We start from the raw sequence: 12239 nt of genomic DNA, 5'->3' as shown, positions 1-12239 counted from the left end.
GTTGCCAGGCAAAGGCGGGTCGCCTCCTCTCATGTGACGCCCGCCTTTTGCTCTGGCTTTTTAGTTGGGTACGGACAACAAGAATATAGATCACTGGATAAGGCTGCTGTTTGTAAGCATTACATGACTTACATAACCGCTGCAAACACCTTTAATGATTATTTTTTCGCCGGGATGTACCAACCGGCCCGCAGATTGCAGTTTATTCAATGTACACACTATCCCATTTAGGGGATCACCCGTGTTTAACACCACGATCCTTTCTGCATAAGGCATGCTTTTTATGGTAAGCACTTGTCCGCTTACCTGCAGTACTTTATTTAAATAAACCTCATTGGCATGCAAATGGTCTGTAGTGAACCGGGTATATAATTCAGTAGCAGTAACAGGAATGCCGGTTTCAGTGGTGAGATTGCGTGGTGGTTGATTGTACAGATATACCAATACACCCGCAAGAAAGGCTACAAAACCGCATCCAAGGGTAAAAACGATGTTCCTCATAAGGCGAATTTATGATTACCAATCAGGCCCTACGATCACAGTAAAGGGGGGAATTACAAAGGTTTGGAAATGAAAAAGCGTTTAACTATGGCCGGTAAAAGCCGCTGGCCAATAAACGCAGCGCATGCGTTTGGTTATAAATGGAAGCGGGTAGAAAATTTCAAAAATGGTGCCTGTTTTAATGTGATTGGAGCTTACCTGATTATATAGGTTTAACTATCAATAAGTAAAACATTACGAATGGGGAAAAGTCGGAATCTTACTTCATAACTGTCATCAACAAAAAAAGTAACTACAAACCTGTAAGCCGGATTTTGTATCCCGATCGAGATCGGGAGGCTATCATTTATCTTGCCCAGCCATTACTGACTGGATCGTTCTGCCTACCCACCCAACGTATCCCGTTTTACCGGGAGTTCGAACGAGCCGCTCTTCAACGCTGGTATACATGGCATTTCAGCATGCAAGGTTTACCCGCCCCGGCAGTCACCTGCCCAGGCCGTGGGCTCTTACCCCACGTTTTCACCATCACCCTCCCGATTGCTCAGGATGAAAACCGCCTTTTCCGCCAGCTGGCGGATTCGGCGGTCGAAGGCTGTAATTTTCTGTGGCACTGTCTGTTCCTCCTCTAACAAGTTAGAGAAAGACCCGGCTGTTCACCGGTACATTGCCCTATGCTGTCCAGACTTTCCTCACCCCGGCTAAGCCGGGGCGCGATAGCCCGGTTTGTAGTTAAATGCGAAAGTAATTAATATCCAAAATATATTTCCGTAGCACCATAGCCGTAAGCCGGATGGTAACGGTTTGCAAAGCTTTTCACTTCTTTACGCAGTTTCAGCATGTCATGAATTTCATCGCGCAACTTGCCGCTGCCCACGCCGTGTATAACGATCATCCAGGGCAGGTGGTGTAATACTGCCAGATCGAAATATTTTTCGAAAGTCTTTAACTGCAGCCCCAGGATCTCCAGGTTGCTCATCGATTCCCATGCAGGGGTAAGCGCTTCTATATGCAGATCGAGCTCAGACTTTGCCGCCTCCAGGTTCTGACGAGCTTTGCTGGCATCATAGATCTTAAAACCCGCCTTTGCCAGGCTGGCCAGATCGAGCCCGGCTGGTTTATCATCTTCGTACGGACGCGGCGGATACTCCTCGAACAATTTATACGAGAACGTAGCCTCCCCTTTCCTGCGCACTTCTTCAATACGCGTGAATACCTGTTTGGGTTTCAGCTTCAGATTAGACTCGAAATAATCGGCCTTAAGTTTAAGCGGTGTCACCAATGAAAACTCAAAACTAAAGACCGGATTATCATTCAGGTTTTCGAACGGCACATCGTGCAGGTAAAAATCCTCAAACGCCCGAATTGAATTGATCAACTCAAAATCTTCGTTGCCTAAATAAGTCAGTTTATAAGTAAATTTATAATCCAGTTCGGTTCTGTTTACCAGGTGAACTTTTAATTCGGTAACAATATCATCGCCAAATTCATCGTTCACGGTTATGGGAATAAAGGTGAGCCATACCCCATCAACCACCCGCTCGGTGATCTTTTTCTTTTCGCGCGGTAAATCATCGATGAATTTCTTTTCCTTTTTCGGGGGAATTAATTTCTTCTCGGAAAAACGCTTGAAATAAGGAAAATCCAGCTGATCAACATAAGCGGGAAATTTAACCCCACGTACCTCTACCATCACCATTTTGTCGTTAATGATGTCTATCACTTCTCCTTCTTCATTCGTTTGATTCACCACAACTTTATCGCCAACCTCAAATTTCATGGGTAATAATTTAATTGGTGCTTTTATATATATAAGTAGGCAAAGGTACGAAAACAGGTATCCTTTTTGCCCCTTTTTAACCAGCCAACCTCACTAAAGAGCATTTTTAGGCTCCCGCTTTCCACTTTTGCCCTTTTTCATTCTATTTCCACCCAGCTTAGATTCTTGTTTTCAAGGCACAAAACATACTGTAGAGTCTGTTCAACCTCATGCCAGCTTTATTGGTTTCTCGTATATGTGCCGTACATGTTTCGTACATGTCTCGTACATGTCTCGTATCTATATAGATACGAGACATGTACGGAATAACCAGGAAATACCTGGGTATCAAGTGGGAGAGACTACTAAATCTGATATAATGCTGGAATAGCCCCGGTGGGGATCGGTAGTGGGGAAGATGTGAGTGTCAGTAGAGAGTGGTAAGCTCCCGCGCCATATTTTCCCGGGCCCGGGCCTCGTATTGTTCGCAGAAAACGGGGGTTTGAAAAACGTGCCCGGTTTGCAGACAGTGCTGCAAAAACTGCTTCCGGCCCGGATAATAAACTTTGTCGGGATAAATGCGGTATTCCCGTCGAACCTGCCGGGTATAGGCTTCATAGGCCGCCCAATCGGCGCCTAAAATTGACATATCAAAATCAAGGAATAATTGCAGATCGCCGGTATGGGTCACTGCGGTGGTAATAGCATGCGTTTGCGTAGCCTCGATGTACAATTTAACCTGTTCCGTTTTTTCGGGTGGAACCGATAATGCCTGTAACCGCTTTACCGCCAGTTGGGCACTGCGGGGTTCGTTGTCTTTTCGAAGCACATTGTAAATGATATCATGGTAAAAAACCGAAAAGGCCACTACATCTGCGTCTCTCAATTCGTGCTCGTAACTTTCGCAAAAAGCCAGTAACGCCTGTATGTGTGCCAGGTTGTGATAATGCCTGCGGGTGGTAGTATATTTTTTTTCCAGCTCGTTAAAAAGCCGGTCACTCAATGCAGGGTCACTACAATACTTACCAGCCAGTTGTTCCCATATGGCGCGGAGATTATGCTGCTTTTGCGAGTCTGCTTTTTCTGTAGCCATAAAAAATATAAATGATCAGGCCCAGCAACAACCAGCCCAAAAACCAGGCCCAGTTACTTTTTGTCATACCCGTAAGCAGGTACAAACAGGTGGTTACGCCCATCAGTGGAATTAAGGAATATTTTTTAACCACGGTAACTATACCCAATACAATGGCACTCAACCAGAAAACGATCAGGGAGATCTTGGGTACGGCCAGGTCCATAAAACTTACTTTATTAGCTGCGTAATCCGCATCGCCGGAAAAATCAAAATTGAACATGTCTGAAAAATAACCGGGTGCCCATACTCCCAGAATGATCAGCGCAGCCAGGATGAGCAGCGGAAAAATAAACCGGGCATTGATATGCGGCATATTAAACCGGCCGGCCACCTTTTCTTTACGGGGTATCAACAACACACCACCACACACCAGCACAAAGGCAAACAGCGTAGCTATACTGGTAAAATCCAGTACAAAGGTTTTATCGGTAAATAAGATTGGAACGCCCACTACCAGGCCGGTTAGAATAGTAGCAAAAGAAGGCGTTTTGTATTTTTTGTGAATGGTTTGAAACACGGGTGGTAATAATCCATCACGGCTCATGCTCATCCAGATACGTGGCTGTCCCATTTGGAACACCAGTAATACGCTGGTCATGGCAATAACGGCACACACAGAAACCAGTAATTGCATCCAGCCTACGTTCTTTACTTCAAAGATCTTGGCCAGCGGGTCGCCCACGTTTTCAAACTGTTTGTAGTTTACTACGCCAGTGAGTACTAACGCCAGTAAGATGTACACCACCGTACAGATCACCAGCGAATAGGTCATTCCCCGGGGCAGGTCGCGCTGGGGATTTTTACTTTCTTCGGCCAGTACACTTACCGCATCAAAACCAATATAGGCAAAGAACACACCCGAAACAGCTGCCATCACTCCCCCAAAACCATTCGGCATAAACGCTTTTGTACCTGCATCATTTACCGGTAACCAATTGGCCGGATCGATATAATAGGCACCCACAATGATCACCAAGGCCACTACGGCCAGCTTCAGGATCACCATGGCGTTGCTGAAATTCCTTGATTCTTTGATCCCTACATACACCAGCGATGTGATCAGCACATTGATGATCAGCGCCGGCAAATCAAATATAACTTTCAGGGAACCGAGCATGGGGGGATTGTTCCAGGCATTTAGTAATTCGGCATTGGCCTGGTTCTTAACAAAGGCTATCTGTTCGGCTGATGTTTGAGAAGCATAATTAAGAAATGTTTTTTTCGCTTCCAGGTAACTGCAGGTGAGGTAATCGGGCATATGCACATTTACCTTGTGCAGAAAGGAGGTGAAGTAATCGCTCCACGAAAATGCCACATAAATATTCCCGATGGAATACTCCATGATGAGTGCCCAGCCAATGATCCAGGCAAATAATTCACCAAAGGAGGCATATGCGTAGGTATAAGCGCTTCCGGCAACCGGAATACGGCTGGCAAATTCTGAATAACAAAAAGCGGTGAATGCGCAGGCAATTCCGCATATGATAAACAACACCACCACCCCGGGACCGCCTTTAAAACAGGCATCGCCCAAACTGCTGAAGCTGCCCGCTCCTATGATAGCGGCAATACCAAAAAAGGTAAGATCACGTACTGTTAATACCCGCTTTAACCCTGAAGCCCCATGCCCCTCATCGCTTCCTTCCTTTAAGATCGATTCAATTTTTTTTGTGCGAAACAATGAGTTTGACATGATGTGGGGTTTGAGCGGGAAAATTACTAAAAAAAGCGAATGATTGTTAGTATGTTAATCTTCAATATTCTAATGCTCCCTCTGTACCAGAAAATGTGCTAATTCACGCAAAGGTTCTTTTCTACTGGTAACCACTGCCATTTCCTCCAGATGTTCAAAGGCTTCGTTGATGTATTTTTCTTTGAGACCGGCAGCCCATTTGTTAACCCCACAATCATCGAAAACCGATAATACGCGGGCCACTTTATCTTCCGGATTCTCCTGCATAAGGCGTTTTAATTCTTTTAACTGGGCGGCATTGGCCGATTCCAGCGCCTTGATCATTAAGAAGGTTTTTTTATTGGACATGATATCGCCGCCGGGTTGCTTTCCAAATTTTGCAGGATCGCCATAGGCATCCAGGTAATCATCCTGGATCTGAAACGCTATACCCAGGTTGCGGCCAAAAGCGTAGATGTGTTCCTGGTTGGCTTGTCCGGCCCCGCCTAAAATAGCGCCCAGGCTCAGGCTGGCAGCCAGTAATACGGACGTTTTTAATTCAATCATCCGGATGTATTCATCCATTTTCACTACTTCCTGTTTTTCAAAATCCATATCCATCTGCTGTCCTTCGCACACTTCTTTGGCGGTTTGATTAAACAGGCGGATCACCTTGTGCAGGTAATCGTTGCTTACCTGGTTCAGGTAATCGTAGGCCACAATCAGCATCACATCACCGGAAAGCAAAGCGGTAGACTCGCCATACTTTGCATGCACGGTAGGCTGGTTCCGGCGCAAAGGCGCCTTGTCCATTATATCGTCGTGAATGAGGGTGAAGTTGTGAAACAGTTCTATGGCTGCAGCTACCGGCCAGGCATCTTTACTGATCTCATCGAACAATTCATTGCCCATTAAACACATTACCGGGCGCACCCGTTTGCCACCCAGGCTTAAAAAATATTCATCAGCATCGTATAGGCTGGATGGTTCCTTTGGGAAGTGGCGTACGTTAAAATATTGGGCGAATTGTTTAGAAAGGGCTTCGAAACTATGCATATGCTTTTAAATAGTAGAATACGGTTTTTTGAAAAATACAAAGGGCAGAAGGCAGAGAGCCGCGACGCGGCAGCTGTAAGTTGTGAGTGAGTTTCCGATTTGCCGGATTCATAAAAGCTAGCGAGCACATTCACTACTCACTACTCACTACTCACTACTCACCACTCTTTTCAACTCGTCAACCCTGTCAACGCCATTAGCCTGTTAACTGATCAACTACTTCCTCTTCCCCTTCTTAGCCGGAATATATTTGCTCTTACCACCAGCCGGTTTCTTCGTCTCCCCTTCTTCCTTCAGGCTTTTGGTAATTACCCATTCGTAGTCGAGCTGGCGTTTGGTTAAATTGGCTGCCACTACTCTTATGCGCACTTTATCGCCCATTCCAAACTTGCGGCCGCTGCGTAAACCTACCAGGCTGTAATCGCTTTCCACATGGCGGAAATCATCGTACTCCAGCAGGCTGTTCATGCTTACCAGGCCTTCACACTTGTGCTCGATGGTCTCTACCCAAAAACCAAAGGAGGCTACGCCACTGATCACGCCTTCAAATTCCTCGCCGAGGAACTCTTTCATGTATTCTACCTGCTTGTATTTATTGGCTGCGCGTTCAGCTTCCATAGCCGAACGTTCTTTTTCACTGCAGTGTTTACACTTCTGTTCCAGCTTTTTCTCAGGTTCCACATCTCCGGTCAATACCTCCTGCAAAATGCGGTGTACCAGTACGTCGGGGTAACGGCGTATGGGTGAGGTAAAGTGACAGTAGTGTTTAAACCCTAAACCATAGTGACCGATATTTTCGGTGGTATATATAGCTTTGGCCATGGTACGTATGCCCAGCTGTTCCAGCACGTGCTGTTCGGGTTTACCCTGAACATCCTGCAACATCTGGTTAAAAGAGGCGGCTATGCCTTCGGGTGTACTGGTGTCGAAGGTATGGCCATACTTTTTGGCAAACTCCACAAATGGCGCCAGTTTCTGTTCATCGGGTGTATCGTGTACACGGTAAGGGAAGGGCAGGTCTTTTTTATTCACCTTTACCTTGCTTACATTTTCCGCTACTATGCGGTTGGCCAGCAGCATGAACTCTTCAATCAGCTGGTGCGCTTCCTTGCTTTCTTTTACCATGATACCGATGGGCTTACCGGTTTCATCGAGCTTGAAGCGTACTTCCTGCGAAGAGAAGTTAATAGCACCTTTCCTGAAGCGTTTGGCGCGGAACTGCTGCGCGAGTTTGTTCAATAGCATGATCTCACCCTGGTACAGACCTTCGCCTTTTTCAATGATCTCCTGTACTTCTTCATAGGTGAAGCGGTGATTACTATGGATCACCGTTTTACCCAACCAGTATTGGTTCACCTCACCGGCTTCGGTTATTTGAAAAATAGCGGAAAAGGTCAGTTTATCTTCATGCGGACGTAAGGAACACAATTCATTCGAGATGCGTTCGGGCAGCATGGGAGCTACGCGATCGGGCAAATACACGGAGGTAGCGCGATCGTAGGCTTCTTTGTCGAGCGCCGTATCGGGTTCTACAAAATGGCTTACATCGGCAATGTGTACGCCTATTTCGTACATACCGTTCTTGAGCAGGCGAATACTCAGGGCGTCATCAAAGTCCCGGGCGTCTACCGGGTCGATGGTGAAGGTGAGAACATCGCGTACGTCTTTTCTTTTATTGATCTCATCCTGCGAGATGGTATCCGGGATCCTTTCTGTTTCTTCAATTACTTCCTCCGGGAAAAATAAGGGGAACCCGTTTTCCATCAGGATCTCCTTCATGGCCATATCGCCTTCGTTACCGGCTTCCATGATCTGGATAACAGCACCTACAGGCTTCTTCTGTTTTTCCCATTCGGTAATGCGAACGATCACCCGATCGCCGTCTTTAGCGCCGTTCAATGCCGTTTCGGGAATGAAAAAGTCCGGCATGGGCTTTTCGGTATCTGCGGTAAAGAAAGCGGCGTTTTTGCCTATTTCTATTTTACCGAGGAACTCCATTTGTTTGCGCTGCAAAACGTCAACGACCGCTCCCTGCTGACGACCGCTTTTTTTAGCGGAGCCGCCTAATACGCGTACGCGTACGGTATCGCCGTGCAGGGCAGTATTAAAATCTGCCGGGCGCACGAGTATATCATTAGGAAGATTATCGACAATTACATACCCGATGCCTGACCGGGTAATATCTAAAACACCTTTCAGGGTGTGTTGCGAGGAAGCTTCTTTCTTCTTTTTCTTCTTAGCTGGTTTCCTGCTCATTCAATCATTTTAATTCGTGATACTGAAATCAGTAATGAATTTACTGATAATATCAGTAAACTGATGCCCCTCATTAAAAAGGAATTGGATTTCAATGGGTATTACATAAATGGGGTAATCCTGTAAGGTTTGTCCAAATTTTATGAGGCGAACGGCATCTTTTTCAGTAGTAAGTATAATTTTATTTTCTGTGGGGATGTTATTAAACCGCTTTACGATCTCCTTCCAGTCGTCGATGCGAAATATGTGGTGGTCGCCGTATAATATTTCGTAGTAGGTTTTTGTAGCATCCTGCAAATATTTTTTCAATGGCATTGGATTGGCAATGCCGCTTACCAGCAATACTTCGGTAGCTGTATCCAGTGATACTCTTTTTTTGCTGATAATGTGGTAAGGCGATCCATACCGGATGGTGGTAAAGAACAATTGTTGGTGTGGCAGTAATTTTATTTCCTGTTTGATCCGTTCTTTTTCTTCCACCGACAATACCGCCGGGCATTTGGTGACCACAATTACATCGGCCCGTTTGTACGACCGCCTTTCGTCGCGCAGGTCGCCGGTAGGCAGCATCCAGTCGCGGGTAAACAGGTTATCGTAATTAGTCAATACAATATTCAAGCCCGCTTTAATGGCGCGGTGTTGAAAAGCATCGTCGAGGATCACCACCTTTGTATTGGGCCTGTCGTGCAGTAGTTGCGGTATGGCCACAATGCGTTCTTCCCCCACGGCAACGGTCACATCGGGAAATTTTTGATGAAACTGCATGGGTTCATCGCCAATATCGAGGGCCGTAGAATTTTCACCTGCCAGTGCGTATCCCTTGGTGCGGCGTTTATACCCGCGGCTTAAAATGGCCACCTCCATATTGGTGTGCAGGTATTTTACGATCCATTCTACCATGGGACTTTTACCAGTGCCGCCTACTGACAGGTTTCCGATGCAGATGAGTGGCAGATTAAAACCGGTTGACCGTAGTATCTTTTTGTCATACAGTCGGTTACGTAACCAAATCGCTGCGCCATATACCAGGGAAAAAGGAAACAACAATATGCGGAACGGGCGCAGCAACGGAGCGTTAAAATTCATATATACGATGCGGTGTAATGCAAAAATTTAAAGGTACATCAAATTCGTCGATGTCCTCAATGTATTCTACCGCGTCGAAAAATGAGAAACCGATCTTGATTGCTTCAGGCCGGCATTGTGCCAGGTACCGGTCGTAATAGCCTTTTCCGTACCCAACCCGGTACCCGCGGGTGTCAAATCCCAGCAGGGGAACAAAGATGAGATCAAGCTGCAGGGGCGGAATTACAATGCCGCCAATGGGCTCCAGGATGTTGAACTTGTTCTTTATAAAAAGTCCATCTTTTTCAACCAGTACGGCCTCCATATCAAGCAGGTCTACATGAATTTTAGGCCAGCCTACCCGCATGATCAGGTTCTGTTCTTTAAGAATTTCTTCACAAACCGACACGTCGAATTCGCGGCGGTTGACCAGTGGATGATACGATAACAAATAATTAACCGGTGGAAGGACCAGTTTTTTGAAGTTGGAAGCTATTAATGCGGTTTGTTTTTGCAGTTCATCTTCCGGCAAGTTCATCCTGCGCTGTAAAAATTCTTTTCTAACGGTATTTTTTATCATAATAGTTCTTCCAGTTGCTTTTGTATCGCAGCTGCCTGAGAGTTGATAAATGTCCCGTTTACGTTATCAGAATAGGGAATTGATGCTATCCTGGGAAAGTTGCTCCATTGTACTATTTCCTCTTCATAATCAAGGTATTGGTCGTTAAAGACCCAGCCGATTACCGGTATTTGTAGCTCGCGGCACACCCGTGCTGTTAAAAGGGAGTGGTTGATGCTCCCGAGGTAATTTCGACTGACCAGGATTACTTTTGCGCCGAGCGCTTTGATCAAATCGGCTACAAAGGTAGTATTATTTAACGGAACCAGTAATCCCCCTGCCCCTTCGATGACCAAAGTGCGGTTGACATTGGGCATTCTATCACAAATATGTTGAATATCAATGGTAATCCCTTCCTCCCGGGCAGCGATATGTGGCGATGCCGGTTTCGACAGCCGGTATACTTCCGGGTGAACAATTGAACCGTTTTCCTTTAGCCAGCGCGACACCCATTCACTGTCGGTGCCGTCTTCAAAACCGGCCTGTACCGGTTTCCAGTAATCGGCGTTCAATGATTTAGCTACGATGGCTGACACGAAGGTTTTGCCTATTCCGGTACCTATACCGGTAACGAAGATTTTTTCCATGTTTTTAGATTCCGCAACACAAAGTAATTGCGGGGTACGAAGTTCGGAGTTTTTCTTACTTCCTACTTCTTACCTCCTGCCAACCTTTGTTAATGAAACCTAAACGCCTTCTTTATTTACAAAGATGCTGAAGATGGTAGTTCCATAATTGCGGGCAGTAACAAACAGGGGATAGCTTTCGTAATTATTACGCGGAGTATGTTCCAGTACAAACCAGCCGCCGGGTTGCAGCAGTTGTTTTTCTACAATCAGCTTTGGTAAATCATCGATGGTGCCCAATGCGTATGGCGGACCGGCAAAAATAAAATTGAATTTGCTGGTGCACTGGCCAATGAATTTGAACACATCCATCTTTACCACGTTAAAGTTCTCCAATTGCAGGGTGGCTGATGTTTTTTTAATAAACTCGTACATCGCAGTATCCTTCTCTACAATGGTACAGGCTGCTGCGCCGCGCGATTTAAGCTCGTAGCTGATGCTGCCGGTTCCGCCAAACAAATCGAGTGTATGTAAGGCTGTTATATCAAGATTGTTCTCGATGATATTGAAAAGTCCTTCCTTGGCAATATCCGTGGTAGGCCGGGTATGCGGCATTTTACCTGGCGGATTGATCTTTCTTCCTCCTAAATCCCCTCCTATTATACGCATAATGCCATTTTCAAAAGCGGTGAAAAGTAATGGGTGGGAAATGCTGAAAATGCCTTATCCAGCTTAATGCTTTCGGGCATGCGGTCCCACTGAACCTGTAAGAAATATTTTAACAACTCCTGGTACAGGCGTGATTGTTCATCGAGCAAACCGGAAACGATCAGCGTTACTTTATCCTGGCTGATGTTAAACTTGTTACAGATACCCAGCAGGTAGTACGATACGTCGTCTGGTGTTTGGTAAGTGTATGACTGGATCAGCTGAATTTTTTCGCCATTGAAAACGGCTACTAAAAACTGATCGGCCCGCATTACCATTTTTATTACCTGTTCGCCGGCCGATGGTTGTACCTGTTGATCGTACAATAGCAGCGTATAGTAATGCCAGTAGTTGCCGCTGGAGAATTTCCGCTGCAACAGGGCATGTATTTCGCGGGGAACCCGGTAAATATTGTACATTTTATAGCCAATCACTTTTTCACTCAACAACAATCCCTTTTTGGCATTTCCGTATAAGATCTCTGTTACCGGCTGGTTCAATTCAATATGAAAAACCTTTTCCGGTAAAAAGTTACTGTCGGTATAATTGTAAATGATAAAGGCTTCTTTAAACTGCGATTGCAGCCACTCGTCGTTGGTTACAATTTCCAGCAGGTTTTCCAGCATGGTTTTGCCTGGTGTATAATCGAGGTTGTATTGCCGAAGCCCCACAAAACGCTTTTGCTCTTTGTTGTAGATAACAAAGCTGAACATTTTCTCCCCTACTTCTATCAACAGCTGACTGTTTCGAAGCTCTTCGGAGTCCCGCATTTCAGGAACAATATCAAAATTAGCCTTTAGCATAATTATCAAAAGTTGCAATGATACTAAAAATATCCTAGTTACCAGAAAATACCGGTATCCTATTCATTATTGACCGCTCACGATTCACCCGTATCTTTG

12 protein-coding genes and 1 other RNA gene are annotated in these 12239 nt (G+C 45.6%); 1 reads left to right on the top strand and 12 read right to left on the bottom strand.

The window, feature by feature from the left end; all coding sequences use genetic code 11:
- Positions 1-90: 90 nt before the first annotated feature.
- The gene (locus tag BMX95_RS09300; protein WP_081197454.1) at positions 91-501 is read right to left on the bottom strand and encodes an OB-fold protein; all 411 of its coding nucleotides are present in this window, start codon (positions 499-501) and stop codon (positions 91-93) included.
- Positions 502-570: 69 nt separating this feature from the next.
- On the opposite strand from BMX95_RS09300, the gene BMX95_RS34925 reads away from it, so the two are divergent.
- Positions 571-711, top strand: coding sequence for a hypothetical protein (locus tag BMX95_RS34925; RefSeq protein WP_165758803.1), 141 nt, complete (start codon positions 571-573; stop codon positions 709-711).
- Between the two features lie 77 nt (positions 712-788).
- On the opposite strand, the gene rnpB is transcribed toward BMX95_RS34925, so the two are convergent.
- The 11 genes from rnpB to BMX95_RS09245 all read right to left on the bottom strand — a co-directional run bounded on the left by rnpB (position 789) and on the right by BMX95_RS09245 (position 12140).
- Positions 789-1234, bottom strand: an RNA gene (gene rnpB / locus BMX95_RS09295) — RNase P RNA component class A.
- 15 nt (positions 1235-1249) lie between these two features.
- Entirely contained in the window at positions 1250-2281 is a 1032-nt protein-coding gene (locus BMX95_RS09290; protein ID WP_081197453.1) for a Smr/MutS family protein, read from the bottom strand.
- A 406-nt stretch (positions 2282-2687) separates the two neighbouring features.
- The gene (locus BMX95_RS09285; protein WP_081197452.1) at positions 2688-3353 is read right to left on the bottom strand and encodes an HD domain-containing protein; all 666 of its coding nucleotides are present in this window, start codon (positions 3351-3353) and stop codon (positions 2688-2690) included.
- On the bottom strand, positions 3316-5088 hold the full coding sequence (locus BMX95_RS09280; protein WP_081197451.1) for an APC family permease: 1773 nt from the start codon (positions 5086-5088) through the stop codon (positions 3316-3318). Before BMX95_RS09280 ends, BMX95_RS09285 begins: the two co-directional genes overlap by 38 nt.
- A 69-nt stretch (positions 5089-5157) precedes the next feature.
- Positions 5158-6123 carry a polyprenyl synthetase family protein gene (locus BMX95_RS09275; RefSeq protein WP_081197450.1) on the bottom strand — a complete coding sequence of 322 codons (966 nt, stop codon included), beginning with the start codon at positions 6121-6123 and terminating at the stop codon, positions 5158-5160.
- A gap of 216 nt (positions 6124-6339) precedes the next feature.
- Complete coding sequence (gene rnr, locus BMX95_RS09270; RefSeq protein ID WP_081197449.1) at positions 6340-8379, bottom strand: ribonuclease R; 2040 nt, start codon at positions 8377-8379, stop codon at positions 6340-6342.
- 9 nt (positions 8380-8388) lie between these two features.
- Positions 8389-9465 (bottom strand): tetraacyldisaccharide 4'-kinase, encoded by a 1077-nt coding sequence (gene lpxK / locus BMX95_RS09265; protein ID WP_081197448.1) that lies wholly within the window; start codon positions 9463-9465, stop codon positions 8389-8391.
- On the bottom strand, positions 9455-10024 hold the full coding sequence (locus BMX95_RS09260; protein WP_081197447.1) for a 5-formyltetrahydrofolate cyclo-ligase: 570 nt from the start codon (positions 10022-10024) through the stop codon (positions 9455-9457). The genes lpxK and BMX95_RS09260 overlap by 11 nt, the downstream gene beginning before the upstream one ends.
- Positions 10021-10650 carry a dethiobiotin synthase gene (gene bioD / locus BMX95_RS09255; RefSeq protein ID WP_081197446.1) on the bottom strand — a complete coding sequence of 210 codons (630 nt, stop codon included), beginning with the start codon at positions 10648-10650 and terminating at the stop codon, positions 10021-10023. The genes BMX95_RS09260 and bioD overlap by 4 nt, the downstream gene beginning before the upstream one ends.
- 99 nt (positions 10651-10749) lie before the next feature.
- Positions 10750-11298 carry an RsmD family RNA methyltransferase gene (locus BMX95_RS09250; protein WP_081197445.1) on the bottom strand — a complete coding sequence of 183 codons (549 nt, stop codon included), beginning with the start codon at positions 11296-11298 and terminating at the stop codon, positions 10750-10752.
- On the bottom strand, positions 11289-12140 hold the full coding sequence (locus BMX95_RS09245) for a DUF3822 family protein (protein WP_081197444.1): 852 nt from the start codon (positions 12138-12140) through the stop codon (positions 11289-11291). The genes BMX95_RS09250 and BMX95_RS09245 overlap by 10 nt, the downstream gene beginning before the upstream one ends.
- Between the last annotated feature and the right edge of the window lie 99 nt (positions 12141-12239).

Origin of the sequence: Niastella yeongjuensis, assembly GCF_900110245.1 — a bacterium.
In the GTDB taxonomy this organism is placed as follows: domain Bacteria; phylum Bacteroidota; class Bacteroidia; order Chitinophagales; family Chitinophagaceae; genus Niastella; species Niastella yeongjuensis.
The sequence above is the reverse complement of the archived record's forward strand: the minus strand, read 5'-3'. Positions and strand labels throughout refer to the sequence as shown.